Origin of the sequence: Propioniciclava coleopterorum (assembly GCF_011393335.1) — a bacterium.
GTDB classification, from domain to species: Bacteria; Actinomycetota; Actinomycetes; order Propionibacteriales; family Propionibacteriaceae; genus Propioniciclava; species Propioniciclava coleopterorum.
This window is the reverse complement of the sequence record NZ_CP049865.1, coordinates 2,526,357-2,551,939: the sequence shown is the minus strand read 5'-3', so window position 1 is coordinate 2,551,939 and position 25,583 is coordinate 2,526,357. Positions and strand designations below refer to the sequence as shown.

The window sequence follows — 25,583 nt, the reverse complement described above, 5'->3', positions numbered from 1 at the left end:
GTCACGCCTTCTTGATCTCGACGAGGTTGGTGTGCTGGCAGTTGCCCTTGGCGACGGGCGTGGGGTGCAGCCGCGACAGGACGTTGACCGAGCCGCCGTGGTCGACGCCCGCGGCGTCCATCCGCATCCACGCGCCCTGGGGCAGCGAGGCGACCCCCGGCATGATGCGCGGCGTGACCCTGGCCTCGATCTGGACGCGGCCGCGGTCGTTGAAGATCTCCACCTGGTCGCCGTCGGCGATGCCGCGGCGCTGCGCGTCCATCTGGCTGAGCCACAGCACCTGCGGGTGCGCCTCCTGCAGGTTCGCGTTGTTGCCGTAGGTGGAGTGGGTGCGCTGCTTGAAGTGGTGCCCGATCAGCTGGATCGGGTACTTGGCGTCCGCCTCGAGCGCCTCCTCGGCACCCTCCCAGGTGGCCACGTGCTCGGGCAGGGCGGTGATCTTGTCGCCGCGCTCGGCGTCGGGGAACTCCCAGGTCTTGGACATCTCCCACAACTCGGAGGAGAAGATCTCGATCTTGCCGCTGGGCGTGTCGAGCTTGTTGGCCTCCGGGTCCTCGCGGAACTCCTTCAGCGCCACCGTGAGCCCGTCCGGGCTGTGGTAGCGGTGGACGCCGACCTTCTTCAACTCGTCGAACGACGGCATCCCCGGGACCGCGGGCACGTTCTTCGTCTCGTGGATGTGGCGTGCCCAGCCCTCCAGGTCGCGGCCCTCGGTGAACTCCTTCTCCAGCCCGAACCGCTTGGCGAGCCCGGTGACCATCTCGTAGGCCGGCCGGGAGTCGAACAGCGGGTCGATGGCCTTCTCGCACATGATCAGGTAGGCCATGTCGCCGGTGTACTCGCTCGGCGCGAGGTCCCAGCGCTCCGCGGTCGTGGTGTCGGGCAGGACGAGGTCGGCGAGCGCGGCGGAGCCGGTGAACTGGTTGTCCACCACGCAGATGAACTCGCACTTGGTCTCGTCGGTCAGGATCTCGCGCGTCCGGTTGTTGTCGGCGTGCTGGCTGGCGAGCATGTTGCCGCCGTACTCGAGCATGAACTTGATGCCGACCTTGAGCCGGTCGGCGCCGCGGACGCCGTCGCGCAGGGCCGTCATCTCGGGGCCGCGCTCGATGGCGTCGGTCCACCCGAAGTTGGAGATCTGCGTCTTCACGGGGTTCTTGCCGTCGTCGAACCACGACGTCAGCGGCCAGTAGTAGCCCTCGCGGCCGCCGGTGCCGCCGCCCGGGATGCCCACCTGGCCGAGCACGTTGGCCAGCGTGTAGATCGCGCGGGCCTGGTTCTCGCCGTTGGCGTGCCGCTGCGGCCCCCAGCCCTGGGAGATGTTCACCGGCTTGGTGCGACCGAGGTCGAGCGCGAAGCGCCGGATCACGTCGGCCGGCACGCCGGTGATCGCCGCCGCCCAGTCCGGCGTCTTCTCGACCTTGTCCGGTCCCGAGCCCTCGATGTAGCTGCGGTAGGAGTTGCCGGCCGGGATGCCGGGCGGCATGTGGTCCTCGTCGAAGCCGACGCAGTACCGGTCCAGGAACGCCTGGTCGTGCAGGTCGTTGGCGAGCAGGTGGTGCACGATGCCGGCGACCAGGGCGGCGTCGGTGCCCGGACGCGGCGCGATCCACTCGTCGGCCAGCAGCGAGGCCGACTCGGAGTAGCGCGGGTCGATGACCACGATCCTCAGGCCGTCGGTCTTGGCGGCCTCCAGCGAGGTGAACACCAGCCCGCCGCCCGACATCCGCGTCTCCTGCGGGTTGTTGCCCCACAGCACCAGCATCCGGCCGTTCTCGATCGAGTCCTCGAAGCTGTTGGAGATCTGCTCGTCGGGGTTGCCGTAGTGGAACCGCGTGATGGTGCCGATCTGGGAGTACGAGTAGTTGCCGTAGTAGCCCAGCGACCCGCCCAGCAGGTTGAACAGCTTCATCCAGCCGCCCGACGTGCCCAGGTGCGCGTTCCACACGCCCGACCCGTACACCTTGAAGACGGCCTCGTTGCCGTAGGTGTCGATCGTGTGCTTCAGCTTCTCGGCGAACAGGTCGAGCGCCTCGTCCCAGCTGATCTCGTCCCACTGGCCGCCACCCCGCGGCGTCCCCTCGCGGCGCTTGAGCGGCGTCTTGATGCGGTCGGGGTTGTAGATCCGCTGGCGCATGTTGCGGCCGCGGACGCAGGCCCGGATCTGCCGATTGAGCAGCGAGTCGTCGCCGGTGTTGTCCGGCAGGACGCGCACGACGGCGCCGTCCTTGACCTGCAGGCGCAGCGGGCAGCGGGAGCCGCAGTTGACAACGCACGCGCTCCACACCGTCTTGTCGACGCCCGCCATGCCGTCGGTGGCGATCGGCAACGGCTCGCGCGTGGGCTGCTTCGGCGCGCACGCGGTCAGCAGCGGCGTGGCGCCCGCCACCGCACCCGACCACTTCAGCCACGACCGGCGGCTGATCTCTGGAGCCATCTCGCATCTCCTCGCTCAAAACGACACGTGTTCAATACGACACACGATAGTAGACGCCGGGGAGCGCCACCGAGGAATCGGATGATCGCTAGGGTGGATGGGGTGAGCCGAGCCCCCCTGAACCCCGCCGACTGGCAGCCCTGGATCGACCACGTGTGCGCGGCGGTCGAGGTCGACCCGGGCGCGGTCGACATGGCGGCCATCCACGACCTGTCGGGCCAGGTGGCCCGCGACTTCACCCGGCCGATGGCGCCCGTGGCCACCCACATCTGGGGCCTGGGAGGCGGCACCGAGCAGGCCCGCGACGCCGTGGCCGCGGCGGCCGTGGACGCGGGCGCGGCGCCCGCCGACGCCGAGTCCTGAGCCGGGCCCCCCGGTAGGCTGAAGCCATGTCCGTCGCCCTGCCCCCCCTCGTCGAACCAGGGCCTCCGCTGAGCCGCGAGGAGACCCACCGCTACGCGCGCCACCTGCTCGTCCCGGCCGTCGGCGAGGCCGGCCAGCGCCGGCTCCGCAACGCCCACGTCGCCGTGCTGGGCGCCGGAGGGCTGGGCTCCCCCGCCCTGCTCTACCTCGCCGCCGCCGGCATCGGGGCGGTCACGATCATCGACGACGACATGGTGGACGTGACCAACCTGCAACGCCAGGTCATCCACCCCGACGCCTCCGTCGGACGGCCGAAGGTCGACACCGCGCGCGAGGCCGTCGCCGCCCTGAACCCCGGCGTCGCGATCACCACGCACCGCACCCGGCTGACGCTGGACAACGCGGCCGAGCTGTTCGCCGGCGCCGACCTCGTCCTCGACGGCACCGACAACTTCGACACCCGCTACGCCGTCAACGACGCCTGCGCGCGCCTCGGCCTGCCGTACGTGTGGGCCTCGGTCTACCGGACGCAGGCGCAGGTCTCGGTGTTCTGGAACGCCCCGCCCTCGCCGTGGGCCGGCACCGACCTGCGCGACCTGTTCCCCCGCCCGCCCGCGCCCGGCACGGTGCCCAGCTGCGGCGACGCCGGCGTCCTGGGCGCGCTGACCGGGCAGGTGGGCTCCATGATGGCCGCCGAGGCGGTCAAGTTGATCTGCGGCGTCGGATCGCCCCTGCTGGGCCGGATCGCGTTCGTCGACCTCCTGGACGCCTCCGTCACCGCCATCCCGCTGCGTCCGCGCGACCGCAGCGCCGACACCGCCGCACCGGAACCGACCAAGGAGCAACCCGTGTTCACGCTCATCACGCCGACCGACCTCGCCGCGGAGCTCGACGGGGAGTCCCCGCCGACCGTCCTGGACGTCCGGGAGCCCGCCGAGGTCGCCATCGCGGCCATCGACGGCTCGGTGCGGATCCCGCTGGGCGAGGTGCTGTCCGGCGCCCCGGACCTGCCCCGGGACGCCGACCTGGTCGTCCACTGCAAGGTGCAGCCGCGCGCCGAAGCCGCCGCCGCGTCGCTGGAGGCGGCCGGCTTCACCCGCGTCCGCGTGCTGGCCGGGGGCATCCTGTCCTGGATCGACGACGTCGAACCCGAGAAGGCCCGCTACTGATGGCGGCGACCACCCGCCCCGTCCTGTCGGTCGAGGAGTACCTCGCCGAGGTGCTGGCGCTCGTGCGGCCCGAGGCGGCGTCCGAAGCGGTGCCGCTGCGCGAGGCCGCCGGACGCACCCTCGCCGAGCCGGTGCTGGCGCGCGGCCACGTGCCGGCGTTCGCCAACTCCGCGATGGACGGGTTCGCGCTGCGCGTCGCGGACGCCTCGCCGGGCGTCGAGCTGTCGGTGGTCGGCGACGTCTTCGCCGGGTCGGACGCCGACCCGCTCCTGGGCCGCGGCGAGGCCGTGCGGATCATGACCGGGGCGCCCGTGCCGTCGGGCGCGGACGCCGTCATCCCCGTCGAGGAGGTCGTCGAACTGGGGCCCGACCGGATCCGGCTCGCCGCCGAGGTGCGGCCCGGGCAGCACATCCGCGGCGCCGGGGAGGACGTCCGCGCCGGCGACCAGGTGCTGCCGGCGGGCACCGTGCTGGGTCCGCGCGCCCTCGCCGCCGCCGCGGCGGCCGGCGCTGCCACGATCGAGTGCGTCCGGCGGCCGTGGGTCGGCATCATCGCCACCGGCGACGAGCTCGTCGCGCCCGGGCAGCCCCTGCGGCGCGGCCAGATCTACGAGTCGAACGCCACCTTCCTGGGTGCCGCGGTCGCCCGCGACGGCGCGATCCCGCTGGTGGCCGGAGCCGTCGAGGACACTCCCGCCGCGCTCACCCAGGCGCTGGAAGCGCTCGCGGCCCGCTGCGACCTGATCGTCGTCTCCGGCGGCGTCAGCGTCGGGGACGCCGACGTCACCCGCATCGTCCTGGAACGCGCGGGGCACGCTTCCGCCACGTCCGGATGCAGCCGGGCAAGCCGCAGGGCTGGGCCCGCTGGGGCAGCCGGGGCGTCCCCGTGGTCTGCCTGCCGGGCAACCCGCTGTCGGCGTCGGTGAGCTACGAGTTGTTCGTCTCCGCCGCGCTGGACCGGCTGCTGGACCGCCCCGACCGCGGCTGGACCACGGCGATCGCCGGCGAGGCCTGGACCTCGCCGCGGGGCCGCCGCCAACTCGTGCCCGTCCAGCTCGACGTGGACGCCGAGGGCCGCCAGGTCGTCCGGCCCGCCCACCGGCGCGGGTCGGCGTCCCACATGGTCACCTCGCTGGTGGCCGCCGACGCGTTGGCGGCCGTCCCGAGGACGTCACCGAGGTGTCGCCCGGCGACGCCCTCACCGTCAGGAGGCTGCCGTGACCATGCCCTTCACCCACCTGGACGCCTCGGGCTCGGCCCGCATGGTCGACGTGACGGCCAAGCAGGCGACCGTGCGCGCGGCGACCGCCTCCGGCCGGGTCGCGGTCGCCCCCGACGTGATCGCGCTGCTGCGCGACGGCGGCGTCCCCAAGGGCGACGTCATCGCCGTGGCGCGGATCGCCGGCATCCAGGCGGCGAAGAAGACCCCCGACCTGCTGCCGCTGGCCCACACCATCGGCGTCCACGGCTGCACCGTCGACCTGGAGATCGTCGACGACGGCGTCGAGATCGTCGCCACCGTCCGCACCGCCGACCGCACCGGCGTCGAGATGGAGGCGCTGACCTCGGTCAGCGTCGCGGCGCTCGCCGTGATCGATATGGTCAAGGGGCTGGATCGTTCCGCCCACATCACCGACATCAAGCTGCTGTCCAAACAGGGCGGCCGCTCCGGCACCTGGACCCGAGAGGACTGAGGCATGGGCACCGACTTCGACGCCGTCGTGGTGGCCGGCGGCCAGGGCTCGCGGATGGGCCACGTCTCCAAGGCCGACCTCGACGTCGGCGGCGAGCGCCTGCTCGACATCGTGCTCCGCGCGACGACCGGCGCTTCGACCACCGTGGTCGTCGGCGACGTGGCGGTGCCCCCCGGCGTCCTGCTGACCCGCGAGGAGCCCGCCGGCACGGGACCGGCCGCCGGGGTGCTGGCCGGGCTCGACGCCGTGGCCTCCCCGCGGGCTGGACGCTCGTCCTAGCCTGCGACCTGCCCGGCGCCCCGGACGCCGTCGCGACGCTGCGCCGCGCGCTGGCGTCCGCGCCCGAGGAGGCCGACGGCCTGGCGCTGCGCGACGAGGGCGGCGAACTGCAGCACCTGCTCGCCTTCTACCGCACCGACGCGCTCCGGCGCGCCTTCGACGCGTGGGGCGACCCGGCCAACCGGTCGGTCCGCGGCGTCATGGCGAACCTGGCCCTGCTGCCGGTGGATCCTGACGGCGCCTCCGTGGAGGACCTGGACACCCCGAGCAGCTCGAGCTGTGGATCCGCAGCCACCCGGCGCAGGCCGAGCCCGACGATCCGGCCGAGCGCGCCGCCTGGTCCGCGTTCGTGGCGGACGCGTGCCGCCGGGTGGGGGCCGATCCCGCGGTGGCCGACGAGCACGCGGTGCTGCGGATGACGCGCCGCGTCGCGCACTCCGGCGCCCGCCCGATGGCCCCCGTGGCGTCCTTCATCGCCGGCCTGGCGCTGCGCGAGCACCCCGACGTCGACCCGACCGCTCTCATGGCGCGCCTGCAGGACGCGCTCGACACCGCCCCGCGACCCGAGGAGAACCCCCATGGCTAAGGTCCGCTACTTCGCCGCCGCCGCCGAGGCGTCCGGCACCAACGCCGAGACCGTCGACGCCGACACCCTGGGCGCGCTGCGGCAGGCGCTCGTCGCCGCGCACGGCCCCGACTTCGCCCGGGTCCTGGAGCGCTGCTCCATCCTGGTGGACGGCACGCACGTCGACTCCCCGAGGCGCCGCTGGCCGACGGCTCGCTGGTGGACGTGCTGCCGCCGTTCGCCGGCGGCTAGGAGCGGCTCAGCCGCCGATCGCGCTCATCGGACGCCGCGGCTGCAGGAACCCCGGATCGTTGATGCCATGCCCGGGCAGCTTCGCCGCCAGGTTCTCGTGGATCAGGGCCCGCAGCGCCGCGTCGTCGGCGCCCGCGCGCAGCGGCGTCCGCAGGTCCGCCTCACCGGTCGCGAACAGGCAGTTGCGCAGCTGGCCGTCGGCGGTGAGCCGGATCCGGTCGCAGTCGCCGCAGAACGGCCGCGTCACCGACGCGATGATGCCCACCGTGCCGAGGCGCTCGGTGGCCGGGTCCTGCCCTTGAGCCGCACCTCGAAGCGCTCGGCCGGCGCCGCCCCGCGCCCAGGGAGCGGGGTGAGGTCGAACGACCGCTCGACCGCCGCCTGGATCTCGTCGGCGGTGATCATCCCCTCGCGGGTCCAGGTGTGGCCGGCGTCCAGCGGCATCTGCTCGATGAAGCGCAGCTCGGCGCCCAGGTCGAGGGCGTACCGCAGCAGGTCGATCGGCTCGTCGTCGTTGATGCCGCGCATCAGCACCGTGTTGAGCTTCAGCGGCGTCATGCCCGCGGCCTGGGAGGCGGCGATGCCGGCCAGGGTGTCGTCGAACCGGTCCCGGCGGGACAGCTGCTTGAACCGGTCGGGCCGCAGCGTGTCGAGGGAGATGTTCACCCGAGTCAGGCCCGCCTCGGCGAGCGCGCCCGCGGTGGTGCGCAGCCCGATGCCGTTGGTGGTCATGGAGACCTCCGGGTGCCCCTGCGGGCCCTCCAACGCTGCGATGCCGCCGACGATCGCCACGATGTCGGGACGCAGCAGCGGCTCCCCGCCTGTCAGGCGCACCTCGGTGACGCCCGCGTCCACCGCGACCGCCACGATGCGCAGCAGCTCGTCCAGGGTGAGCAGGTTCGCCTTGGGCAGCCACGGCACCCCTCGGCGGGCATGCAGTAGGTGCAGCGCAGGTTGCAGTGGTCGGTCAGCGAGATGCGCAGATCGCGGTGCTCGCGTCCGTGGCCGTCCATGAGCAGCGGCAACTCCCTCACGGGCGCTCCTCCCCCAGCCCGAGGCCCGACCAGACGGTCCGGCCGTCCGACTCGAGCTGGCGCTTCCAGATCGGGAGTTCTGCCTTGATCACCTCGACGATCGCCGAGCAGAGGGCGAACGCCTCGGCGCGGTGCGGGGTGGAGACGCAGCACACCAGGGCGAGCTCCCCGACGTCGAGGTGTCCGACGCGGTGCGAGACCGCGACGCGCGCCTCCCCCCGCGGGTCGGCGTCGCCCAGGACGCGCGCGACCATGGCGGCCAGCATCGCGTCCGCGTCGGGGTGATGGGTGTACTCGATGCCGGTCACCTCGCCGGCGGCCTCGGGGTCGTGGTCGCGGATCATGCCGGTGAAGCAGACGGCCGCCCCGGCGGTCGGGTCCGTGACGAGCGCTTCGTGCGCGGCGGCGTCCAGCACCTCCCGGGTGACGGCGGTGTGGATGACGGGCATCAGTGGTCTCCTCCTGCGAGTTGGTCGAGGATGTGCGGCACGAGCGGCAGCAGCATGGCCAGGCCCTCGACGACGGCCTTCGGGCTGCCCGGCAGGTTCACCACCAGCGCGTCCCCGAGCGTGCCGGCGACGCCGCGGCTCAGGTAGGCATGCGGCTTGCCAGGGGTGCTGCGCAGCAGTTCGGCGAGCCCGGGCACCTCCCGCTCGATGACGGTGCGGGTGCCCTCGGGCGTCAGGTCGCGGGGCGCCAGCCCGGTGCCCCGGACGTGATCACCAGCCGGGCGCCGGAGGCGGTCGCCTCCCGGATCGCCGCCGCGACCGGCTCGGGCCCGTCCGGGACGAGCGAGGCCGTGGTGTTGAACCCCGCCGCGGCGAGCGCGGCGATGGCGGCCGGCCCCGAGGCGTCCGTGCGCTCGCCGGCGTGGCAACGGTCGGACACCGTTATCACGTGGGCGCGCGGGACTGGCTCGGTCATCCGGCCAGCCTACCCCCGGGGAGGAGACAGCCCCACCCGGCACGGGCGCGGGTGGGGCCGATCGTCAGGAGACGATGTGCTGCTCCTCGATGATCGCGTCGCGCAGCTCGCGCCGCTTGCGCTGCTCGTCGGGGTCCGGCACCGGGACGGCCGACAGCAGCCGCTGGGTGTAGGGGTGCTGGGGCCGGGTGACGATGTCGAGGGTGTCCCCGACCTCGACGAGATGGCCGTGGTGCATGACCGCGATCCGGCTGGACACCTGCTCGACGACCGCCAGGTCGTGGCTGATGAACAGGCAGGCGAAGCCGTACTCGGCCTGCAGGTCCTTGAACAGGTCCAGCACGCGCGCCTGCACCGACACGTCGAGCGCCGAGGTGGGTTCGTCGGCGATCAGCAGCTTCGGGTTCAGCGCCAGCGCCCGGGCGATGCCGATGCGCTGCCGCTGGCCGCCCGACAGCTCGTGCGGGTAGCGGTTGCGCATGGCGCGCGGCAGGTGCACCGAGTCGAGCAGGGCCTCGACGCGCTTGCTGAGCTCGGCGCCCTTGAGGCCCTCGTGCAGCAGCATCGGCTCGCCGATGGACTCCCCACGGGCAGGCGCGGGTTGAGCGAGCTGCCCGGGTCCTGGAACACGATGCCGACGGTCTTGCGGAACGGCTTGAGCTCGTTCATCGACGCGTTGGTGATGTCGTGGCCGGCGACGACCAGCTTACCCTCGCGCACCGGCAGCAGGGCCACCGCGGCGCGTCCGATCGTGGTCTTGCCCGAGCCGGACTCCCCGACCAGGCCGATCACCTCGCCCTGGTCGATGCGCAGGTTGATGTGCTCGGCGGCGCGGAACTCGGGGCGGCGTCCCTGCTTGGGGTAGACGATCGCCACGTCGTCCATCAGGAGGGCCGGGGCTTGTCCGAGCGGGGCTCCGACAGCGGCACGGGAACGTCGTCGACCATGATGATGGTCTGCGGCGGCCCGCTCAGCTCGTCCCCGTCCACGTGCTCGGCCAGGTGCGGCACCGCGGCCAGCAGTTGCTGGGTGTAGGGGTGCTGCGGGTTCTTGAAGATCTCCTGGCTCGTGCCGTGCTCGACGACGACGCCGTCCTTCATGACGATGATGCGGTCCGCCATGTCGGCCACCACGCCCATGTCGTGCGTGATGAGGATGATGCCGGCGCTGACCCGCTCGCGCAGGTCCCGCATCAGCTTCAGGATCTCTGCCTGCACCGTCACGTCGAGGGCCGTGGTCGGCTCGTCGGCGATCAGGAGCTTCGGCTCGCACGCGAGCGCCTGGGCGATCATGATGCGCTGCCGCTGGCCGCCCGAGAGCTGGTGGGGGAACTTGTCGAAGCTGTCCGCGGGGCTGGGGATCTCCACGAGCGTCATCAGCTCGATGGCCCGCTCCTTGGCCACGGTCGGGCTCATCAGGTAGTGCGTGCGCAGGGTCTCCACGATCTGGAACCCCACGGTGTAGACCGGGTTCAGCGCCGTCATCGGCTCCTGGAAGATGATCGAGACCTCGTTGCCGCGGATCTCGCGCAGCTCCTGGATCGACATCCCGACCAGCTCGGTGCCCTTGAGGTTGGCCGATCCGGTCGCGCGGCCGGTGGGCGGCAGCAGGCCCAGCAGGCTCATCGACGACTGGGTCTTGCCCGAACCCGACTCGCCCACGATCGCCAGCACCTCGCCGGCCTTCAGCGTGTAGGAGAGCTTGTCCACCGCGGTGAACCACTCGTCGCCGACCCAGAACTGGACCGTCAGGTCCTTCACGGTCAGGATCGTGTCGCCCATGGCGACCGGGCCGCCGGTGTCGCGGCTCAGCTTGATCGACTTCGTGAACGCGGAGGTGTTCTCCGGCACGGCTTCCTCGGACTTCTTGCGGCCGATCATCGGGCCCCTCCCTGAGCGTCGGCGGCCACCCTGGCCTTCTTCTCGGCCAACTGGGCCTCGGCCTTGCGCATGGCGCGCGCCGAGGGGATCCGCTTGGTCCTCGGGTCGAAGGCGTCGCGGAGGCCGTCGCCGATGAAGTTGATCGACAGCGCGATCAGGATGATGAACAGGCCCGGCCACCAGAACAGCCACGGCCGCGTCGAGAAGGCGCCCTGGTTCTCCGAGATCAGGCGGCCCAGCGACACCGCGGGCGCCTGGATGCCGAAGCCGACGAAGGAGAGCGCCGCCTCGAGGGTGACCGCCGAGGACATCATCAACGTGACGTTGACCACGATGACGCCGACGGCGTTGGGCAGCATGTGCTTGGTGATGATCCGCCAGTCGCTGGCGCCGGCGACGCGGGCCGAGTCGACGAACTCCCGCTCGCGCAGGGTCAGGAACTCCGACCGCACCAGGCGCGCCAGGCCGGTCCACAGGACGCAGCCGAGCGCCACGGCCAGCAGCAGCGGCATGTTCTCGCGGAGCCAGATCGCGACCTCGGGACCCGCGTTGAGGCGCAGCGGCAGCTTGGAGATCAGCGAGCCGAGGACGGCGCCCAGCACGATGACGGGCAGCGTGATGACGAGGTCGGTCATGCGCATGAGCGCCATGTCGACCCAGCCGCGGTAGTAGCCGGCCAGCGAGCCGATCGTGACGCCGATGATCAGCGCGACCGCGCCGAGCACGAACGCGACGAACAGCGACGTCTGGACGCCCATCATCACCTGGGCGAAGTAGTCGCGCCCCAGGGAGTCCTGGCCGAAGGGGAACATGCCGATGCTGAAGGTGTTCCCGTTGATGCCCGGGATCTGCAGCGTCGGGGCGCCACCGTTGATGACGTCGCCGGACCGCAGTTCCTGGTCGCGCCACAGGCCGTTGATCGGGCCGATCCCCATCGAGATCACCGACAGCAGGATGACCAGCGAGAGGGTGATCAGGCCGAAGATCGCGCCGCGGTGCCGGATGAACCGGCTCCACACGATCTGGCCCTGGGACATCCCCTGGACCTCCTTGCCCTCGCCGACGCCTTCGCCGCGGCCGAAGGCGTCACCGCCCGACGCCACCTTCACGGCGTGTTCCCCGGCGTCCTCGGGATCCAGGGCGATCTCCCGGTCGTGCAGCGGCCCCTCGGGGATCGCCTCGTCGAAGCGGTCGCGCACATGCCGCTCCTCATCGGGACCCGGGGTCTGGTTGCGCTCGTTGTCGTTGCTCATGCGTTCACCCGGATCCTGGGGTCGATGACGGCGTACAGGAAGTCGGCGACCAGGTTGGCGATCATCGCCAACGCGCCGGTGAGCATGATGTAGAACATCACGGGATCGACTTCCTGGTTGTTCATGGAGTCGATGAAGAGTCGGCCCATGCCCGCCCAACTGAAGATCGTCTCGGTGATGACCGCACCGCCGATGAGGGTGATGAAGTCGACCGGGACGATCGAGGCGAGCGGCATGAGCGCGTTGCGCAGGGCGTGGCGGACGATGACCACGCGCTCGGAGAGGCCCTTGGCCCGCGCCGTGCGGATGTAGTCCTGGTTCATCACCTCGAGCATCGCGCCGCGCTCGTAGCGGGTGTAGGTCGCGAACGAGATCAGGACCAGCGCGATGGTCGGCAGCACCAGGTGCGTGGCGCGGTCGAGTTGGCTCATCCAGAAGTCGGCGTTGAGGCCGGGCGTCTCGGAGCCCAGCGTGGCGATCGGGCGGCCGTTGATCTCGCTGGAGTTGTAGTACTGGCCCCAGGTCTGCAGGACGCGATCCAGGAAGATCAGGACGCTGGTGACGAGCCCGACGATCATGGCGCCGCGGATCGAGACGTTCTTGTCCGGTCCCCGAACAGCCAGCCGATGCCGGCGCACACGACCATGGCGAGGGCCAGCAGGCCGATCATCCACAGCCAGTTCATCTCCTGGTAGAAGAAGAGGAACTGCAGCGGCCACCAGGCGACCGTGCCGACCACGGCTGCGGTGAGGGCCGAGTAGAGGGCACGCTTGTTGTTCATGCCGGCGAACAGCGCGGTCACGACGACCGCCATGGCCAGCGAGACCAGTGCGATCCCGATGATGCCGATCGAGGGGTTGCCCACCCAGCCCGACAGCAGCAGCGCTGCCAGGACGCCGAGGGTGACCATGAAGGCGCCGGCGAAGGTGATCAGCTTCTTGCGGCGTCGTCCGCCCAGCGCCCCGGCCCAGAACAGGCCCGACAGGACGCTGACGATGATGACCGCCGGCCAGTTGATGGTCGGGTTGGCGATGTAGTCGTTGACGCCGATGGCGAAGAACTGCTTCAACAGCACCGCGACCCAGAAGACGGGCAGCGAGTAGAGCAGGAACGACACGAAGGTGATGACGTAGTCGAAAGACGTGTACTGGCGCAGGGCCGAGATGAGGCCGATCGTGACGCCGGTGATCACCGAGATGATGCTGGCCGCGAAGATCAGCTGCACCGAGGTGGCGATCGCGTTCGCGGCGAGGGAGCCGACGGGCTGCATGGTCTTCCATGCGATGCCGAAGTCACCCTGGATGAAACTGCCCAGCCACATGAAGTACCGCTGGAACCACGGCAGGTCGAGGTGGAGGAGCCGGACACGGTTCGCGATGAGCTCTTCGCGGTTGGGGGCGGGGTTCTCGCGAAGGTCGGCCAGGGGATCGAGCGCGATCTCCAGCAGGCCGTACATGACGAATGACAACACCAAAAGGATGCCGAGCGCGAGCGCGAGCCGTCGGGCTAGGAAGCGGGCCATAGGTACCTCGAGATTGAGCAGGGAACGGGGGCTGGACATGCGAGGGGGCCCGAGAGGCCCCGTCACCCGCCGGTGGGGCGTCAGGCTCGCTGACGCCCCACCGGAGGATGTTACGCGGTGATGACCGGAAAGGTCAGGAGACCTTCCACTCCCAGAAGTTCCAGTAGTAGTTCGGCGACAACGGGATCGACGAAACGTTCTGGATCTTGCTGCTGATTCCCGTGACCTCGGGGAACTGGAAGATGGTGATGCCGAAGGCATCGTCGACCAGCTGCTTCTCGACGCTCTTGAGGATCTCGAGCTGCTTGGCGGTGTCGGTGGTGACGTTCAGCTCGTTCAGCTGCGCGTCCACCGAATCGTTCTTGTACTTGCCGTAGTTGTTCTGGCCGGTGCTCAGGTAGTTCGGAGCAACCTCGGCGACACCGGTCGAGGTGGACTGCCACCCGAACAGCGACGCGTCGTACTGGTTCGGCTGCTTGAGCAGCTGGCCCCAGTCCTTGCTGCCGACGTCCTCGATCTTGAAGCCCGCGGCCTCGCCGGCCTCCTTGATCAGCTGGAACTCCTGCTGACGACGGGTGTTGTTCGAGGCGTACATGATGCGCACGGTCGGGTTGGTGACGCCGGCCTCGGCCAGGAGAGCCTTGGCCTTGTCGGTGTTCGAGCCGCCGCCGTAGGTGGCCTCCATGCCGTTGGCCTGCGTGATCGGGCCGTAGGCGGCCTTGTCATCGGGAACCGTGGTGAACGAGTTCCGCAGTTCGGCGGTCGGGTTCAGCGGCTTGATGATGTTGTCGATGATCTTCTGGCGCGGGATGGTCTGCAGGAACGCCTGGCGGACCTTCTTGGCCTTCTCGGCGTCGCCGCCGTACTTGGCCGGGTCGAACGGGCCGCCGTTGGTGAAGACGGTGTCGACGTGCTCGTAGGTGCCGCCGTTCTGCGTCAGGACCGACACGTTCTGCATGCCCTGGAGCTGCTTGAGGATGTCGGCGGTCGACTGCGGCTGGGTGACGAGGATCTCACCGTTCTGCAGCGCCTGCACCGAGGCCTGCGGATCCGGGGTGATGCGGATGGTCACCTTGTCGATCGACGGCTTGTGCGAACCCTTGTAGTTCGGGTTCTTCTCGAGCGTGGTGTACTGCTCCTCCTTCAGGTCCGTGATGGTGTACGGACCCGAACCGACGAGGAGTTCCTTGTCGGCCGGCATCGACTTGAAGTTGAAGTCGTTGTTGAAGACGTTGGAGATCTTCGACAGCGCGGCGTTGTCCTTGTTCTTGAACGCCTCGACGAAGGCCTTCTTGGACGCGGCGGCGTCAGCGGTGCCCAGGGCGCGCTTGGCGACGATGTGGGCCGGGACGCCGGTCGGGGTCGCCATCAGGATCTCCCAGTCGACGTACGGCTTCGACCAGGTGTAGGTGATGGACTTGTTGTCGTCGGAGATCTCCGGGAAGTCGGTGATCAGACCGTAGCCCGGCGAGGAACCGTTGAAGAACACGTCGCTGCCCTCGTTGGCGCCGACGTTGCCCTCGTCGTCCTGCTCGACGTCTTCCTTCGTGTTGAAGTGGCCGGACAGGCTGCCCCACATCAGCAGCGCGTCGGAGGCGTCGACGGGGGTGCCGTCGGACCACGAAGCGGTGTCGGCGAAGGTGACCTTGACCTTCAGCGGGCTGTCGCTGATCTTCTCCATCTTGCCGAACGACGGGTTCTGAGCGAGCTTCAGATCCTTGTCGTAGTAGGCGATGTTGTCGTTGGCCATGTAGATGACGTTGGCGTTCGCCGTGGCGTTGCCGTAGTCGGTGTTGTTGTTGTAGCTGTAGAACGCCTGGTTCCACGCGACGTTGATGGACTTGGGCGCGGTGTTCGCGGTGGTCGTCGCCTGCGGCGTCGGCGGCGTGCAGGCCGACAGGGCCAGCGCGCTGGACAGGACGATGCCTGCTGCGGCGAGAAGCTTGCGCTTGCTCAATGTTCCTCCAAGAGTGCGGGAGAACCCCCTGCGGGACTCTCTAGGCTGACCACCTGCCCGAAAACGGGTAGCTGGGAGTCGTGCCTGAACCGTACACATCCCGAAAGCGGGCTGGGCAAGGAGTGGTACAAACCGATTCCCATTCGTTACCCAAGCGTGACGAATCCCCAAGTGGCTAAGTGAAAAGTGATCAGCGGCGGTTCACGACGACCGTGCCCAGGGCGAGGTCGTCCAGGCCCCTGCGGTCGGGTCCGACGACGACCGCCGGCAGCACCAGGCAGACCATGGCCGACCGCACGACGGCCCGCCACAGGCCGACCGGCGACCCGTCGGTCCGGCGGATGCCGACGCCCGTGATCAACTGGCCGAAGCTGCTGCCCGTGAAGGCCGTCAGCAGCGCCTTCTGGACGAAGAACACCGCCAGGATCATGAACGAGCGCCACGTGTTGGCCTCGAAGACGCCGCCGCCGAAGGCGCCGACCGCGACGGCCATGCTGGCCCCCCAGTCGATCACCAGAGCGCTCACCCGGGCCCGCCAGGGGGCCAGCGCCCCGCGTCCGGACTCGGGCAGGCCGAGGCTGTGGCCGGGATGATCGAGTGCCTGCGTCACGTCCGGAAGCGTACCGGGGTGCTGTAACACCGCCGAAACACGGGCGACACTGGCCGGTGATCCTGGCTGAGTAGCGTCGATGGACGTCAGACACCTACCAACTCGGAGGACCCATGTTCCAAGGCGCCGACGACCTCCTCGCCTACATCGCCGACAACGACATCGAGACGATCGACGTCCGCTTCTGCGACCTGCCCGGCGTGATGCAGCACTTCACCATCCCGGCGAAGTTCCTGACCGCCGACATCATCGAGGAGGGCCTGAGCTTCGACGGCAGCTCGATCCGCGGGTTCCAGAAGATCCACGAGTCGGACATGGCGCTGCTGCCCGATCCCACCTCCGCGTACATGGATCCGTTCCGCAAGAGCAGGACGCTGAACATGAACTGGTTCGTGCACGATCCGATCACCAAGGAGCCCTACAGCCGCGACCCGCGCAATATCGCGCGGAAGGCCGAGGAATACCTGAAGTCAACCGGAATCGGCGATACCGCGTTCATGGGCCCCGAGGCCGAGTTCTACGTCTTCGATTCCGTGCGTTTCGAAACGAAGGCGAATGCCTCCTACTACTTCATCGAGTCCGACGCGGGCGCTTGGGCCTCCGGCGCCGAGACCGACATCGACGGGCACGCCAACCGCGGCTACAAGGTGAAGTACAAGGGCGGCTACTTCCCCGTCGCCCCGGTGGACCACTTCGGCGACCTGCGCGACGACATGGTGCGCCACCTGCAGGACGTCGGCCTGATCATCGAGCGCGCCCACCACGAGGTCGGCACCGCCGGCCAGGGCGAGATCGCCACCAAGTTCGACACGCTGCTGCGCGCCGCGGACAACGTCATGAAGTACAAGTACGTCGTCAAGAACACCGCCTGGGAGGCCGGCAAGACCGCGACCTTCATGCCCAAGCCCATCTTCGGCGACAACGGTTCGGGCATGCACGTGCACCAGTCCATCTGGAAGGACGGCGACCCGCTGTTCGCCGACGAGGCCGGCTACGCGGGCCTGTCCGACCTGGCGCGCTGGTACATCGGCGGCATCCTGCACCACGCCCCGGCGCTGCTCGCGTTCACGAACCCGACCGCGAACTCCTACCACCGGCTCGTCCCCGGCTTCGAGGCCCCGGTGAACCTGGTCTACAGCCAGCGTAACCGCTCCGCCTGCATCCGGATCCCGCTGACCGGCCCCTCCCCCAAGGCCAAGCGCATGGAGTTCCGCTGCCCCGACCCGTCGGCCAACCCGTACCTGGCCTTCGCCGCCATGCTGCTGGCCGGACTGGACGGCATCCAGAACAAGATCGAGCCACCCGCCCCGATCGACAAGGATCTCTACGAGCTCCCGCCCGACGAGCACGCGGAGATCGCCCAGGTCCCCGCGTCGCTGGGCGAGGCCCTGGACGCCCTGGAGGCCGACCACGACTTCCTGCTCGCCGGGGACGTGTTCACCCCCGACCTGATCGAGGCGTGGGTCGACCTCAAGCGCGAGGACATCGACGCCCTGCGGCTGCGCCCGCACCCGCACGAGTTCGAGATGTACTTCGACCTGTGACCGATTCCTCCGGCCGGCGGGTTCGTCGCCCCTGACCGCACACGGCCCGCACGGGACGCGAACGCCGCAGGCGCTCGCCGCCCGTGCGGGCTCGTCGTTCACCGAGGCGCAGGGGCCGCCCACAGCGTCCGGACGGCCGTTTGGTGGCGACCGCCGGGGCGCGGGCTGCACCGCCGCCTGACAGGGACGAACGGGGTCGATCGTGGGATCCTGGTTCCCCACACCGATGCAGGAGGCAGTCATGTCGAAGACCCCCACCGGACGCCTGGTCCCCCGCGGCGACCTGAACGACATCGTGCTGACCCGGGAGTTCCACGCGCCGCTCGCCGAGGTCTGGGCGGCGATCACCGAGCCGGAGCGGCTCGCGCCGTGGATCGGCACCTGGTCCGGCGACCCCGCCACCGGGACGGTCGACTTCCTGATGACCGCCGAGGGCGCCACCGAGCCCTCGGCCATGGAGGTGCTGCGGTGCCACGCCCCCACGGGGCTGACGGTGCGCCAGGACCTGAACGGTGACGCCTGGACGCTGTACCTCGACCTCGAGGAGGAGGACGGCGTCACCACGCTCACGTTCGAGCAGCGCGACCTGACCGCCGAGGCGGCCTCCGACGTCGGCCCGGGCTGGGAGTACTACCTCGACCGGCTGGTCGCCTCCGAGACGGGGGGCGATGTGGGCGCGGTCGCCTGGGACGACTACTACCCGGCGCTGAAGGAGCACTACACCGCCGAGGGCTGACCCGGAGGTCGTCCGGCGCCGACCAGGCTGACCCGAGGTCGTCCGGGCGCCGACCGGCGCGAAGGCTGACCGGAGGTGGGCCGGGCATCCGCCGGCGCGTGGCCGGGCGCGGCTCAGCGGGTGACGCCGTCGGGGTCGGCCGGCGGCCGCTCCCCCGGTGCCGCTCCCGTCGCCTCCGGACGCGTCGTCGCGGCGTACTGCGACCACGAGCCAGGGTAGAGCCGGGCGCGACCCAGGCCGGCGTGCTCCAGGGCCAGGAGGTTGTGGCACGCCGTCACCCCGGAGCCGCAGTACACGACCACGGCCGAGGCGTCGATGATGCCCGCCTCCTCGAACCGGGCGCGCAGGACGTCGGGCGGCAGGAAGCGCTGGTCGGCGTCCAGGTTGCCGGGGAACGGGATGTTGATCGCGCCCGGGATGTGGCCGGCGCGCGGGTCGACGGGCTCGGTCTCCCCGCGGTAGCGAGCGCCCGCCCGGGCGTCGACGACGTGGAACGCGGTGGCGGCGTCGTCGATGGTGGCCAGGGTCGCGGCGTCCCACGGACGCGCGGCGAACGCCGCGGCCGGCCGGGTGGTCTCGCCGGTGTCGAGCGGCCCCTCCCAGGCACCGATGCCGCCGTCGAGCAGGGCGGCGTCCACCCCGATGTTGCGCAGGAGCCACACCAGTCGGCCGGCGGAGGCGCCGCCCGCGTCGTCGTAGGCGACGACGGTGTCGGAGTCCGCGATCCCGAGCGCGGCCAGCGCCTCGGCGAAGGCCTCCGGCTCGGGCAGCGGGTGCCGGCCCGCCTCGGGCGTGGCCGGCCCCGCGAGCACGGTGTTGAGGTCGACGAACACGGCGCCGGGGAGGTGCCCGCCGAGCCAGGCGTCCCGGCCCGAGCGGCCGTCGAGGTACCACCGCACGTCGGCGAGGACGGCGTCGGGGTGCTCGTCGAGGAATCGACGGTCGACAACGGCTGGGATCACGGTGCGCTCACTTCCTGTCGGGGGCTCCATCGTGGCACGACCCCGGCCGGACGCGGCGGCCGTTCCCCTAGGCTGACCCCCGTGACTTCACTGCCGCTCACCCGCGTCCCCGATCCCGCCGACGCGCCCGTCCTGCGCTGGGGGATCCTGGCCCCCGGCGGCATCGCGTCCAGCTTCGTCCGCGCCCTGGCCGCCCACACGACGCAGCGGGTGGTGGCGTGCGGGTCGCGCTCCACGGCGCGCGCCCAGGAGTTCGCCCACGAGCACGGGCTGGAGCGCGCCCACGGCTCCTACGAGCAGTTGCTGGCCGATCCCGGCGTCGACGTCGTCTACGTCGCCTCGCCGCACAGCCGGCACGCCGAGCAGGCGCTCGCGGCCATCGAGGCCGGCAAGCACGTGCTGGTCGAGAAGTCCTTCACCCAGGACGCCGGGCAGGCCCAGGCCGTCGTGGACGCCGCCCGCGCCGCCGGCGTCACCCTGATGGAGGCGATGTGGACGCGCTTCCTGCCCCACATCGACGTCCTGCGGCAGCTGCTGGCCGACGGGGCGCTGGGCGAGCTCGTCTCGGTGCACGCCGACCACGGGCAGTTCTTCCCGCCCGACCCGCGGCACCGCATGTTCGACCCGGACGCCGCCGGCGGGGCCCTGCTCGACCTCGGCATCTACCCGGTCTCGTTCGCCAGCTTCGTGCTGGGCACCCCGACGCGCGTCACGGCCCGCGGGACGCTGACCGACACCGGCGTGGACCGCACGGTGTCGATGGTCCTGGACGGCCACCCCGGCACGGACGCGCACGCGCTGCTCGGCACGACGCTGGCCGCCCGGACGCCGACGACCGCCGCCGTCTCCGGCAGCGCCGGACGCGTGGAGATCGGCGGGCCGTTCTACAACCCGCAGTCGCTCACGCTCGTCCCGCTCGCGGGCGACCGCGTCTCCAGCCCGGAGCCGGTCATCACGCGCTCGGGAGGGCTCGCCCACCAGGCGGCGCACTTCGCGACGCTGGTCGAGCAGGGCCGCCAGGAGTCGCCCTGGCTCCCCTGGGCCGAGTCGGTGGCGATCATGGCCACGCTCGACGAGGTGCGCGCGCAGGTCGGGGTCGTCTACCCCGGCGAGTAGCCGGTTCCGCCGCGTGCCCCTGGCGGCGGCGCTGCGGACGCCGAACGGAGGCGGGCTAGATCGGCAGCTTGCGGAAGATCGGGCCCGGGATGTGCTTGAGCACCAGCATCACCAGCTGGAACAGCGGCGGCGCCCAGATCAGCGCCTTGCCGTCGCGGGCGGCGTCCACCGCCTGCCGGGCGACGTCCTCCTTGTCGACCGTCAGCGGGGCCTCCTTGACCCCGGCGGACATCCGCGTGCGGACCTGCCCGGGCCGGATCACCAGCACCTTCACCCCGGCGGGCTGCAGCGCCTCCCCCAGGTTGCGGTAGAACCCGTCGAGCCCCGCCTTGGTCGAGCCGTACACGAAGTTCGAGCGCCGCACCTTCTCGCCGGCGGCCGAGCTCATGACGATGATCTGGCCGTAGCCCTGCGCGGACATCCGCTGCCCCAGCAGGACGCCGACGCTGACGGCGCCGGTGTAGTTCACCTGGGCGATCTGGACGGCCTTGGCCTGGTCCCGCCAGAGCGCCTCGGCGTCCCCGAGCAGGCCGAACGCGACGATCGCGACGTCCACGTCGCCGTCGGCCCAGGCCGCGTCGATGACGGCGGCGTGCGTGTCGAACGCGGTGGCGTCGAAGTCGATCACCATCACCTCAGGCGCCCCCGCGGCCAGCATCTGGTCGGCGGCCGCCTCGGTCTGCGGGTCGCCCGGCTGACAGGCCAGGACGACGTCGGCGGGCGCGTGCGAGAGGTACTCGGACGCGATGGCCAGCCCGATCTCGGACGTGCCGCCCAGGACGAGGATCTTGGCGGGGTTGCCGGTGGCGTCGATCATTACAGCAGCTCCAGTCGTCGGGCCATGTCGGAGGCGAAGACGTTGTCGGGGTCGATGCGGCGGCGGGTAGCGATCCACTCGTCGATCCGCGGGTACATGGCGTGGAAGGTCTCGGCGGTGGTGCGCGAATCCTTGGAGGTGTAGAGGCGGCCGCCGAACTCGCCGACCTGGGCGTCCAGCCGGGTCAGGAAGTCGGACAGCCCGGGGTTGATCGCGAAGTCGACGCAGACGTTCCAGCCCGGCATCGGGTAGGACAGCGGCGCCTGGTTGCCCTCGCCGAACAGCTTGAACACGTTGAGGAACGAGTAGTGCCCCGAGCCCTGGATCTGGCCGATGATCGCCTTGAACTCCTCCACGGCCTGGGGCGGCACCACGAACTGGTACTGCAGGAAGCCCTTGGTGCCGTAGGCGCGGTTCCACTCCCCGAACATGTCGAGCGGGTGGTAGAAGCCGGTGAGGCTCTGGATCTGGTCGGTGTAGTCGCCGGACTTGAGGTACCACGCCTGACCCAGCAGGCCGAAGGTCAGCTTGTTGGCCAGGCCGTTGGGGAACACGTCGGGCAGGGTCACGAACGTCTTGCCGGAGAACTCCAGCGGGCGCGCCGCGAGCTTGGGGGCGAACTCCTGCAGCTGCGCCTGGGTGGCGAGGTTGCCGCGGCTGATCGCCGCCCGGCCCAGCTTGGGCGCCGGGGAGATGGCGTCGAACCAGGCCGAGGAGTAGTCGTAGCGCTCCTCCGAGCCGTCCGAGTGCGCCGCGATCGTCTCGTCGAGGGTGTGGGTGACGACGCCGTCGGCCAGGAAGTAGGCCGTCTCGGTGCGGGTCATCGACAGCGTCGCGCGCAGGATGATGCCCGTCAGCCCGATGCCGCCGACGGTGGCCCAGAACAGCGAGGCATCGGGATCGTCGGGCGAGCCGCCGGGGCGCAGCGTCAGGACGCGGCCGTCCGCGACGAGCAGGTCCATCGAGACGACGTGGTCGCCGAAGCTGCCCGCCGAGTGGTGGTTCTTGCCGTGCACGTCGTTGCCGATCGCGCCGCCCACGGTCACCTGGCGGGTGCCGGGCAGCACGGAGACCCACAGCCCGTACGGCAGCGCCGCCCGCATCAGGGCGTCGAGGCTGACGCCGGCGTCCACGGTGACGGTCGCGGTGATCGGGTCGATCGCGTGGATGGTGTTGAGCGCGGTCATGTCGACGACGAGGCCGCCGCCGTTCTGCGCGACGTCGCCGTAGCTGCGGCCCAGGCCGCGGGCCAGGACGCCACGTCCGGCGCCGTCGGCGCGCTCGGCGGCGGCCCGCGCGACGGCCGCGGCGATCTGGTCGACATCGGGGGTGGAGAGCACCCGGGCGGTGCTGGCTGCGGTGCGCCCCCAGCCCGTCAGGCGGGCCGGGACGGTCGTGAACTGGGTCGTGGTCATCGTCTCCGATTCTAGAACAGCCGCCCCGAGCGGGCGGGGGAACCCTCAGTCCAGTCCCCAGAACAGCCGGTCCATCACGGCGCGGGCCCGGCGCGCCCGGCGCGTCCAGTCGTCGATGAAGAAGGACGCCTCGCCCTTGGCGTAGCCCAGCAGTTCCGCGACCGCGGATCGCTCCCGGGCGTCGGTGGGGATGGAGTCGGCGGCGCGGCCCCGCAGCAGCATCGTGGCGTTGCGGATCCGCGTGGCCATCTCCCAGGCCTCGCGCAGCGCGTGGGCGTCGTCGGCGCCGAGCAGGTCGGCCGCGACGGCGGCGTCCAGGGCGGCGGCGGTGCCGGGCGTGCGCAGCCCGGGCACCTCGTGGGCGTGCCGGAGCTGCACGAGCTGGATGGTCCACTCGACGTCGGACAGCCCGCCCGGCCCCAGCTTGACGTGGCGCCGCGGGTCGGTGCCGCGCGGCATCCGTTCGGTCTCCATCCGGGCCTTGAGCTTGCGGATCTCGGCGACCTGCTTGTCCGACAGGCCGCCCTCGGGGTGCCGGCGCGCCTCCACGCCCGCGAGCAGCGCCGCGGTGACGCCCGGGTCGCCGGCCCCGTGCGCGGCGCGCAGCAGCGCCTGCGCCTCCCAGGTCGCCGACCACTTCTCGTAGTAGGCCAGGTAGGACGCGAGGCTGCGGACCATCGGGCCGCCCTTGCCCTCCGGACGCAGGTCCAGGTCGATCTCGACCGCCGGGTCCGGCCCGGGACGCCGCAGCAGCTCGCGCAGCCGGGTGACGATCTTCGTCGCCTTCGCGTTGGCCTCCGGGTCGGCGGAGTCCGCGACCACGACCATGGCGTCGGCGTCGGAGCTGAACGTCAGCTCGCCCCCGCCCCAGCGTCCCATCGCGACCAGCGCCAGCGCGGGCGGGTCCTGGACGCCGCGGGCGGCGACCTCGAGGCCGACGTCGAGCGTGGCCGCCATCACGTCGCTGAGCGCCTCGCCCACGGCGGTGACGCCGGCGCGCCCGAGCAGGTCGGCGGTGGCGACCCGGAGCAGTTCCTTGCGCCGCACCGCGCGCACGGCCTCGATCGCGGCGCCCTGGTCCTGGTGCCGCCCGGCGACCGCGGCCATCTCCGCGCGGATCTCCTCGGCGGGGCGTCGCTCCCCCGCGTGCTCCCCCAGCAGTTGCACCGTCTGCGGCGCCCGCAGCAGCAGGTCCACGGCGTACCGGCTGGACGCCAGCACCCGCGCCAGGTTCTCCGCCATCGCGCCCTCGTCGCGCAGCGCGCGCAGGTACCACGAGGTCGAGCCCAGCGCCTCGGACACCTGCCGGAACGCCAGCAGGCCGTGGTCGGGGTTCGGGCCGGCCGCGAACCACCCCAGCATCGCGGGCAGCAGCTGCCGCTGGATCTCGGCCTGCCGGCTCATGCCCGTGGACAGCGCCTCGATGTGACGCAGGGCCGCGCCCGTGTCGTTGAAGCCCAGCGCGCGCAGCCGCGTCTCGGCGTCCTGCGAGGTCAGACGCACCTGCTCCGAGGGCACCCGGGCGACCGCCTCGAGCAGCGGCGAGTAGAAGATGCGCTGCTGCAGCCGCTGCACGCGGCGGGTCGAGGACCGCCAGGCCGCGGCCAGCGCGTCGGCGTCCTCGAGGTGCGCGGCGCGCGCCAGCCGCCGCAACCCCAGGTCGTCGGTGGGCATCAGGTGGGTGCGGCGCAGTTGATACAGCTGGATCCGGTGCTCCAGGACCCGCTGCAGCGCGTAGGCCTCGGCGATCTGGCGGCCGTCGCCGCGGCCGACGTAGCCGTGCGCGACGAGCGCGTCCAGGCCCTCGAAGGTGCCGCGGAGCCGCAGCCGGTCGTCGGCCCGGCCGTGCACCAGTTGCAGCAACTGGACGCTGAACTCGGTGTCGCGCAGGCCGCCGGCGCCGAGCTTGATCTCCTGGGCGGCCTCGCGGGCCGGGATCAGCGAGATGACCCGGCGACGCATCGCCTGGGTCTCGCCCACGAACTGGGCGTCGTCCGCCACGCGCCACACCATGGGGGCCACCAGGTCGACGAACTCCTGCCCCAGCGCGCGGTCCCCGGCCATCGGTCGGGCCTTCAGCAGCGCCTGGAACTCCCAGTTCTTCGCCCACTTCTCGTAGTAGGTCCGCATGGACGCCAGCGTCCGGACCAGCGGGCCGGCCTTGCCCTCGGGGCGCAGGTTCGGGTCGACCTGCCAGATCGTGCCGGCCGCGGTGTGCGCCGAGCACGTCCGCGACAGCGCCGCCGCCAGCCGCGTCCCGACCGCGACGGCCTCCGCCGCGCCGACGACCGGCTCGCCGGCCGCGTCGAGGGCGGGCTCGGCGACGTAGATGACGTCGACGTCGGAGACGTAGTTCAGCTCGCGCGCGCCCGCCTTGCCCATCGCCAGCACCGCGAGCCGGACGGCCTCGTGACCCGGCGTCGCCTCCCGCGCCACGGCCAGCGCCGCCTCGACGGTGGAGTCGGCCAGGTCGGCCAACTCGGCGCCGACCGAGGCGACGACGGAGACGGGGTCGTCGGCGTCCAGGTCGCGGGCCGCGACGCGCAGCAGCGCCCGCCGGTAGGCGAGCCGCAGGTCGTCGGAGGCGCCCGGGCGCGCCACGGGGGCGGCCGCGTCGGGATCGGCGCCGACGGCGTCCAGAAGTTCGCGGCGCAGCGCGTCGGCGTCGCGCCGGGTGGGCGCGTGCTCGAGTTCGGCGAGCGAGGCTGGATGCGCGGCGAGGTGGTGCCCGAGGGCGACCGAGCCGCCGAGCACCCGGGCGACGCGGCGGGCGGTCCCGCGGTCGGCGAGCAGGCGCTCGAAGCCGGCGGGCTGTTCCTCGGCGAGTCGCACGAAGCCGGCCAGGGCCAGGTCGGGGTCGGCGCTGGCGAGGGTCTCCTCGGTGAGCGCCATGACGGCGTCCTCGTCGTGCCGCTCCAGCCATCGCTCCATGACGCCGGCGGCGTGGTGCGGATCGCCGAACCCGCGCCCCGCGAGGCGTCCGGCGAGGGTCGACGTCCGGTCCAGGGCCATGGGGGGATGCTACCGCCGCTGATTTTGGGTGACGGCGGCTAC

At 71.5% G+C, this 25,583-nt stretch carries 24 protein-coding genes and 3 pseudogenes; 10 read left to right on the top strand and 17 right to left on the bottom strand.

What is annotated here, in order from left to right; translation table 11 throughout:
- Position 1: 1 nt before the first annotated feature.
- Positions 2-2,437, bottom strand: a complete 2,436-nt coding sequence (locus G7070_RS12135; protein ID WP_166233957.1) for a DMSO/selenate family reductase complex A subunit — start codon at positions 2,435-2,437, stop codon at positions 2-4.
- A gap of 102 nt (positions 2,438-2,539) precedes the next feature.
- On the opposite strand from G7070_RS12135, the gene G7070_RS12130 reads away from it, so the two are divergent.
- From G7070_RS12130 to G7070_RS12105, 7 genes and pseudogenes are all read left to right on the top strand, one after another.
- Positions 2,540-2,800, top strand: coding sequence for a DUF6457 domain-containing protein (locus G7070_RS12130; RefSeq protein ID WP_166233956.1), 261 nt, complete (start codon positions 2,540-2,542; stop codon positions 2,798-2,800).
- Positions 2,801-2,826: 26 nt separating this feature from the next.
- Entirely contained in the window at positions 2,827-3,969 is a 1,143-nt protein-coding gene (locus G7070_RS12125; protein WP_166233955.1) for a ThiF family adenylyltransferase, read from the top strand.
- Positions 3,969-4,895 (top strand): molybdopterin molybdotransferase MoeA, encoded by a 927-nt coding sequence (locus tag G7070_RS12120; RefSeq protein ID WP_206079767.1) that lies wholly within the window; start codon positions 3,969-3,971, stop codon positions 4,893-4,895. Before G7070_RS12125 ends, G7070_RS12120 begins: the two co-directional genes overlap by 1 nt.
- A pseudogene (locus G7070_RS19945) lies at positions 4,802-5,128 on the top strand (gephyrin-like molybdotransferase Glp); the annotation flags it as partial. The gene G7070_RS12120 and the pseudogene G7070_RS19945, both read left to right, overlap by 94 nt.
- Positions 5,129-5,192: 64 nt before the next feature.
- Positions 5,193-5,663, top strand: coding sequence for a cyclic pyranopterin monophosphate synthase MoaC (gene moaC / locus G7070_RS12115; RefSeq protein WP_166235241.1), 471 nt, complete (start codon positions 5,193-5,195; stop codon positions 5,661-5,663).
- 3 nt (positions 5,664-5,666) lie between these two features.
- Complete coding sequence (mobA, locus tag G7070_RS12110; protein WP_166233954.1) at positions 5,667-5,942, top strand: molybdenum cofactor guanylyltransferase; 276 nt, start codon at positions 5,667-5,669, stop codon at positions 5,940-5,942.
- A gap of 277 nt (positions 5,943-6,219) precedes the next feature.
- Complete coding sequence (locus G7070_RS12105) at positions 6,220-6,528, top strand: DUF6457 domain-containing protein (protein WP_431977949.1); 309 nt, start codon at positions 6,220-6,222, stop codon at positions 6,526-6,528.
- Between the two features lie 238 nt (positions 6,529-6,766).
- On the opposite strand, the gene G7070_RS19600 is transcribed toward G7070_RS12105, so the two are convergent.
- The 12 genes and pseudogenes from G7070_RS19600 to G7070_RS12065 form a co-directional block, all read right to left on the bottom strand.
- Complete coding sequence (locus G7070_RS19600; protein ID WP_348981461.1) at positions 6,767-7,006, bottom strand: GTP 3',8-cyclase MoaA family protein; 240 nt, start codon at positions 7,004-7,006, stop codon at positions 6,767-6,769.
- On the bottom strand, positions 7,003-7,680 hold the full coding sequence (locus G7070_RS12100) for a GTP 3',8-cyclase MoaA (protein WP_348981460.1): 678 nt from the start codon (positions 7,678-7,680) through the stop codon (positions 7,003-7,005). The genes G7070_RS19600 and G7070_RS12100 overlap by 4 nt, the downstream gene beginning before the upstream one ends.
- 109 nt (positions 7,681-7,789) lie before the next feature.
- Positions 7,790-8,242 (bottom strand): molybdenum cofactor biosynthesis protein MoaE, encoded by a 453-nt coding sequence (locus G7070_RS12095; protein WP_166233952.1) that lies wholly within the window; start codon positions 8,240-8,242, stop codon positions 7,790-7,792.
- A pseudogene (locus G7070_RS18830) lies at positions 8,242-8,717 on the bottom strand (MogA/MoaB family molybdenum cofactor biosynthesis protein). Before G7070_RS18830 ends, G7070_RS12095 begins: the two are co-directional and overlap by 1 nt.
- 64 nt (positions 8,718-8,781) lie before the next feature.
- The gene (locus tag G7070_RS18825; RefSeq protein WP_246227959.1) at positions 8,782-8,955 is read right to left on the bottom strand and encodes an ABC transporter ATP-binding protein; all 174 of its coding nucleotides are present in this window, start codon (positions 8,953-8,955) and stop codon (positions 8,782-8,784) included.
- Between the two features lie 192 nt (positions 8,956-9,147).
- A pseudogene (locus G7070_RS18820) lies at positions 9,148-9,602 on the bottom strand (ATP-binding cassette domain-containing protein); the annotation flags it as partial.
- On the bottom strand, positions 9,602-10,597 hold the full coding sequence (locus tag G7070_RS17915; RefSeq protein ID WP_246227064.1) for an ATP-binding cassette domain-containing protein: 996 nt from the start codon (positions 10,595-10,597) through the stop codon (positions 9,602-9,604). The pseudogene G7070_RS18820 and the gene G7070_RS17915, both read right to left, overlap by 1 nt.
- Positions 10,594-11,850, bottom strand: a complete 1,257-nt coding sequence (locus G7070_RS12080; RefSeq protein WP_166233951.1) for an ABC transporter permease — start codon at positions 11,848-11,850, stop codon at positions 10,594-10,596. Before G7070_RS12080 ends, G7070_RS17915 begins: the two co-directional genes overlap by 4 nt.
- Positions 11,847-12,428, bottom strand: a complete 582-nt coding sequence (locus G7070_RS17910) for an ABC transporter permease (RefSeq protein ID WP_206079764.1) — start codon at positions 12,426-12,428, stop codon at positions 11,847-11,849. The genes G7070_RS12080 and G7070_RS17910 overlap by 4 nt, the downstream gene beginning before the upstream one ends.
- Positions 12,425-13,321 carry an ABC transporter permease family protein gene (locus G7070_RS17905; protein ID WP_206079763.1) on the bottom strand — a complete coding sequence of 299 codons (897 nt, stop codon included), beginning with the start codon at positions 13,319-13,321 and terminating at the stop codon, positions 12,425-12,427. Before G7070_RS17905 ends, G7070_RS17910 begins: the two co-directional genes overlap by 4 nt.
- A gap of 184 nt (positions 13,322-13,505) precedes the next feature.
- Positions 13,506-15,329 carry an ABC transporter family substrate-binding protein gene (locus G7070_RS12070; protein ID WP_206079762.1) on the bottom strand — a complete coding sequence of 608 codons (1,824 nt, stop codon included), beginning with the start codon at positions 15,327-15,329 and terminating at the stop codon, positions 13,506-13,508.
- Between the two features lie 190 nt (positions 15,330-15,519).
- Entirely contained in the window at positions 15,520-15,939 is a 420-nt protein-coding gene (locus tag G7070_RS12065) for an RDD family protein (protein WP_166233949.1), read from the bottom strand.
- Between the two features lie 113 nt (positions 15,940-16,052).
- Between G7070_RS12065 and glnA the strand changes: the two genes are divergently transcribed.
- Together glnA and G7070_RS12055 are read left to right on the top strand one after the other, a co-directional pair.
- Positions 16,053-17,483: a type I glutamate--ammonia ligase gene (gene glnA, locus G7070_RS12060; RefSeq protein ID WP_166233948.1), complete on the top strand. Its 1,431-nt coding sequence runs from the start codon at positions 16,053-16,055 to the stop codon at positions 17,481-17,483.
- 241 nt (positions 17,484-17,724) lie between these two features.
- Positions 17,725-18,219: an SRPBCC domain-containing protein gene (locus tag G7070_RS12055; protein ID WP_166233947.1), complete on the top strand. Its 495-nt coding sequence runs from the start codon at positions 17,725-17,727 to the stop codon at positions 18,217-18,219.
- 113 nt (positions 18,220-18,332) lie between these two features.
- Here the strand turns inward: G7070_RS12055 and G7070_RS12050 are convergent, their stop codons facing one another.
- A complete protein-coding gene (locus tag G7070_RS12050; RefSeq protein ID WP_246227062.1) occupies positions 18,333-19,181 on the bottom strand; it encodes a sulfurtransferase in 849 nt (282 codons plus the stop codon).
- A gap of 81 nt (positions 19,182-19,262) precedes the next feature.
- Between G7070_RS12050 and G7070_RS12045 the strand changes: the two genes are divergently transcribed.
- Positions 19,263-20,297: a Gfo/Idh/MocA family protein gene (locus G7070_RS12045; RefSeq protein WP_246227060.1), complete on the top strand. Its 1,035-nt coding sequence runs from the start codon at positions 19,263-19,265 to the stop codon at positions 20,295-20,297.
- A 55-nt stretch (positions 20,298-20,352) separates the two neighbouring features.
- On the opposite strand, the gene G7070_RS12040 is transcribed toward G7070_RS12045, so the two are convergent.
- From G7070_RS12040 to G7070_RS12030, 3 genes are read right to left on the bottom strand one after another with little or no spacing between them, the layout of a single operon-like run.
- Positions 20,353-21,114, bottom strand: a complete 762-nt coding sequence (locus G7070_RS12040) for a decaprenylphospho-beta-D-erythro-pentofuranosid-2-ulose 2-reductase (protein WP_166233945.1) — start codon at positions 21,112-21,114, stop codon at positions 20,353-20,355.
- A complete protein-coding gene (locus tag G7070_RS12035; protein ID WP_166233944.1) occupies positions 21,114-22,529 on the bottom strand; it encodes a decaprenylphosphoryl-beta-D-ribose oxidase in 1,416 nt (471 codons plus the stop codon). The genes G7070_RS12040 and G7070_RS12035 overlap by 1 nt, the downstream gene beginning before the upstream one ends.
- Positions 22,530-22,574: 45 nt before the next feature.
- Entirely contained in the window at positions 22,575-25,535 is a 2,961-nt protein-coding gene (locus tag G7070_RS12030; protein ID WP_431977948.1) for a bifunctional [glutamine synthetase] adenylyltransferase/[glutamine synthetase]-adenylyl-L-tyrosine phosphorylase, read from the bottom strand.
- Positions 25,536-25,583 lie beyond the last annotated feature (48 nt).

Coding starts and splice junctions, on each gene's coding strand:
- G7070_RS12135 (WP_166233957.1), bottom strand. CDS start 2,437: ATGGCTCCAGAGATCAGCCGCCGGTCGTGGCTGAAGTGGTCGGGTGCG.
- G7070_RS12125 (WP_166233955.1), top strand. CDS start 2,827: ATGTCCGTCGCCCTGCCCCCCCTCGTCGAACCAGGGCCTCCGCTGAGC.
- G7070_RS12120 (WP_206079767.1), top strand. CDS start 3,969: ATGGCGGCGACCACCCGCCCCGTCCTGTCGGTCGAGGAGTACCTCGCC.
- moaC (WP_166235241.1), top strand. CDS start 5,193: ATGCCCTTCACCCACCTGGACGCCTCGGGCTCGGCCCGCATGGTCGAC.
- mobA (WP_166233954.1), top strand. CDS start 5,667: ATGGGCACCGACTTCGACGCCGTCGTGGTGGCCGGCGGCCAGGGCTCG.
- G7070_RS12095 (WP_166233952.1), bottom strand. CDS start 8,242: ATGCCCGTCATCCACACCGCCGTCACCCGGGAGGTGCTGGACGCCGCC.
- G7070_RS18825 (WP_246227959.1), bottom strand. CDS start 8,955: ATGCACCACGGCCATCTCGTCGAGGTCGGGGACACCCTCGACATCGTC.
- G7070_RS17915 (WP_246227064.1), bottom strand. CDS start 10,597: ATGATCGGCCGCAAGAAGTCCGAGGAAGCCGTGCCGGAGAACACCTCC.
- G7070_RS12080 (WP_166233951.1), bottom strand. CDS start 11,850: ATGAGCAACGACAACGAGCGCAACCAGACCCCGGGTCCCGATGAGGAG.
- G7070_RS17910 (WP_206079764.1), bottom strand. CDS start 12,428: ATGATCGTCGGGCTCGTCACCAGCGTCCTGATCTTCCTGGATCGCGTC.
- glnA (WP_166233948.1), top strand. CDS start 16,053: ATGTTCCAAGGCGCCGACGACCTCCTCGCCTACATCGCCGACAACGAC.
- G7070_RS12055 (WP_166233947.1), top strand. CDS start 17,725: ATGTCGAAGACCCCCACCGGACGCCTGGTCCCCCGCGGCGACCTGAAC.
- G7070_RS12040 (WP_166233945.1), bottom strand. CDS start 21,114: ATGATCGACGCCACCGGCAACCCCGCCAAGATCCTCGTCCTGGGCGGC.
- G7070_RS12035 (WP_166233944.1), bottom strand. CDS start 22,529: ATGACCACGACCCAGTTCACGACCGTCCCGGCCCGCCTGACGGGCTGG.